This window comes from Brevundimonas sp., from assembly GCF_013823285.1.
Classification (GTDB): Bacteria; Pseudomonadota; Alphaproteobacteria; order Caulobacterales; family Caulobacteraceae; genus Brevundimonas.
Genome location: NZ_PNLV01000171.1, coordinates 1 through 3,195, shown reverse-complemented (window position 1 = coordinate 3,195; position 3,195 = coordinate 1). Strand labels below are relative to the sequence as shown.

Here is a 3,195-nt window from a genome sequence, read left to right as displayed (position 1 = left end):
GCACCGCGCTCGAGAACGCCGCCGCCGGCGCCGCCACGCGCCAGACCCCGGCCCTGGCCGGCGCCCTGCTGAACGCGGTGAACAACGAGGATGTCTTCACCAACCCGGCCACCAACCTTGCCATCTTCAACGCCGTGGTCGAGAGCATGACCGTGGCGGACGTCAACGCCATCCTGCGTGCGACCTTCGACGGCAATGGCCCCCTGGCGCTGATCACCACCCCCCAGCCCATCGAGGGCGGCGCGGCCGTGGTCACCGCCGCGCTCGAGGCGTCGCAGCAGGTTCCGGTCGAGGCCCCGGCCGCCACGGACGCCATGGAATGGCCCTACACGGACTTCGGGACGCCCGCCGCGCCCTCTGACCAGTCCGTGATCGAGGACCTGGGCGCAACCTTGGTCACCTTCCCCAACGGTGTGCGGCTGACGGTCAAGCCCACCGACTTCAGCGATGAACAGATCCTGGTGTCCGTGCGTGCGGGCGGCGGCGATCTGGATCTGCCTTCCGACCGCATGACGCCCCTGTGGGCCATCGATCCCGTGCTCAGCGAAGGCGGCCTGGGCCAGCTGACGCGCACCCAGATCGAACAGGTCCTCAGCGGAGACGTGGTCAGCATCAGCGCGGGCGCGGGCCAGGACGCCTTCACCCTCTCGGGCGCCACGCGGCCCGCAGACTTCCAGACCCAGTTGCAGCTCCTGGCGGCCTATTTCACCGACGCCGCCTGGCGTCCCGAGCCGTTCCAGCGGATGCAGGGCATGATGGGCCAGTATCTGGACCAGCTGCGCGCCACCCCCGGCGGCGCCTTCGCGCTCGAAGGCTCCGGGCTCGTGGCCAGCGGCGACAAGCGCTTCAGCTTCCCCACCGCCGAGGAGATCGCCGGCGGCTCCATCGACGAGATGCGCCAGCTGTTCACCCGGTCCACCAGCGCCGGTCCCGTCGAGGTCCTGGTCGTCGGGGATGTGACGGTGGAGGACGCCGTCGCTGCGGTCGGCGCCACATTCGGCGCCCTGCCGACCCGTTCGGCCGAGCCTGAACGTCCGGCGTCGGCCCTGAACGTGGCCTTCCCGGCCCCGGTCTCGGAGCCCGTCCGTCTGACCCATACGGGCCAGGCCGGCCAGGCTCTGGGCTATGTGGCCTGGCCGACCACCGACTCCATCGGTGATCGTCGCAACGCCCGCATCGCCAGCCTGATGGCCCAGGTGCTGCAGCTGCGCGTCACCGACGAACTGCGCGAAAACCAGGGCGTGGCCTATTCGCCGCGCGCAGGGTCCACCTCCTCGACCGTCTTCCCGGACTACGGCTACGCCTTCATCCAGATCGAGACGCCGCCCGAAGCCCTGGACGGCTTCTTCGAGACCGCCGACCAGATCGCGGCCGGCCTGCGGGACGCCCCGGTGGACGAGGATGAACTGAACCGCGCCCGCCTGTCGGTGGTCGAGTCCATCCGTCGAGCCCGCAACACCAACCCCTACTGGCTGAACGCCCTGGACGGCTTTCACGACGATCCCGACAAGATCGCGGCGGTCCGCACGGTCGTGGACGAACTGGAATCCATCACGCCCGAGGAAATCCAGCAGGCGGCCCGGGCCTACCTGCAGCCCGACCGGGCCTGGAGGGCCACGGTCACGGCCGAGGCGGCGGAGTAAGCTGACGAAAAACGGCCCCGGTCGGTGACCGGGGCCGTCAAGTCGCACTCAGGAAGGCGTCGATCAGATCGACCGGCCTATCATGGCCCGCCGCGCATGACGCGGCCCTGAACAGCGGGTTCAGAACACCCGGCCGCCCACGCCCCCGTCCAGGGTGATGGCCGAGTTGATCACTTCACCGTAGGATTCCTCGATCACCTCTTCGCGCCAGGCCGTATAGGTCTCCTCGCGGTACAGGGTCAGGATCTTGACGCCCGCGCCGTAGCGGCGCAGCAGCGATCGCTCGTTGCAGTCCCGCTCGGGACGCTGGGGGCGGCATTCGACGATCCCGCGCGAGTGCCACAGGGCCTCGCCCGCGCGGCATTGCAGCGTCTCGCCGCCGTCGAAATTCACCTCGTCCAGATATTCCGCCAGGGTCACCTGCAGGCGCGTACCCGCCAGGCAGCGGTACAGCTCGCCCTCATAGCTCTCCAGCACGTCGCGGCCGGGGCGCACCTGGGCGGCGGGGTGGGGCACGGACCGCGTGTCGATACACACAGCCTGGATCACAACGCGGCGCATCGAACGGCGCGTCTCGGTATAGGGCACCCGCACCATCCGGCTCATGGCCATGCCGCCCACGTTCAGGCCCTGGATGGTGGTGGGATAGGGCTGATCCACCTGGAAGTAGGCCCCGCCTCCGCCGCCGACGATGATGGTCGAACCGGCGCGGGCCGAGGCGCCGGCGCGCGCCGAGGCGTTGACGTTGGTGTTCACATTGACGTTGACGTTCACATTGCCGCCGCCGCCGCAGCACGGGGGCGGGGCCGGCGGCTGACAGCAGGCAGGGGGCGGCGGAGGCGGAGGCGGAGGCGGCGGAGGCGCGCAACACGGCGGCGGCGGCGGCGGACAGCTGGTCGGGCCGCATTGGGCCGCAGCCTTGTCGGCCAGGCCGACCACGAACAGACCCGCGAGGGCCGGCATCCAGTGTCTGATCCGCAACCGCATGGGTCGGGCTCCCGCATTAAAACCTTGCCCGGCCCTGCAAGACGCGGGCCGGTTCAGATTGCCATACAGACAGCAAACCCTTGCATTTCCGTTGCCACACCCAGGCGCGGGGCGGCCCGACCCTTGCGAAGGCGCCGCCGATGACAGATTCGGTGTTTCATTCCGGCATTCAGCGGCTTGTGGACGCGTGGACGGCCTTGCCCGGCGCGTCCCGCATTCCCGATCGCGCCGCCTTCGACCCCAATGCGCTGGGCCGTCTTCTGCCGCAGGTGTTCATCGCCGAGCGTCGGGACGAGGGTCTGGTTTTCCGCCTGGCGGGCGGTTGGATCGAGCGTACTCACGGCCGCCCGCTCAAGGGCGCCTATCTGCTTGAGGTCTGGCGCCGCGAAAGCCGGCTGATGGTCCACCGGGGTCTGGCCCAGGCGTTCCGGGAGGGGCGCCCCATGATCTTCAGCGCCGACATGGAGATGGAGGACGGCGCCCTGCTGCCCGCCGAGATCGTGGCCGCCCCCCTGCGCGGCCCCACCGGCATGCCCGACCGCCTGCTTGGCCTCTATCAGCCCCT

General features: G+C 70.0%; 3 protein-coding genes. 2 read left to right on the top strand and 1 reads right to left on the bottom strand.

Annotated features, from left to right (window positions below; translation table 11 throughout):
* On the top strand, nt 1–1,643 hold a 1,643-nt coding region (locus tag C0461_RS14020), incomplete at its 5' end, for an insulinase family protein (RefSeq protein ID WP_292107881.1).
* Between the two features lie 120 nt (nt 1,644–1,763).
* Here the strand turns inward: C0461_RS14020 and C0461_RS14015 are convergent.
* Nucleotides 1,764–2,417 carry a hypothetical protein gene (locus tag C0461_RS14015; RefSeq protein WP_292107880.1) on the bottom strand — a complete coding sequence of 218 codons (654 nt, stop codon included), beginning with the start codon at nt 2,415–2,417 and terminating at the stop codon, nt 1,764–1,766.
* 353 nt (nt 2,418–2,770) lie between these two features.
* On the opposite strand from C0461_RS14015, the gene C0461_RS14010 reads away from it, so the two are divergent.
* On the top strand, nt 2,771–3,195 hold a 425-nt coding region (locus C0461_RS14010; RefSeq protein WP_292107878.1), incomplete at its 3' end, for a PAS domain-containing protein.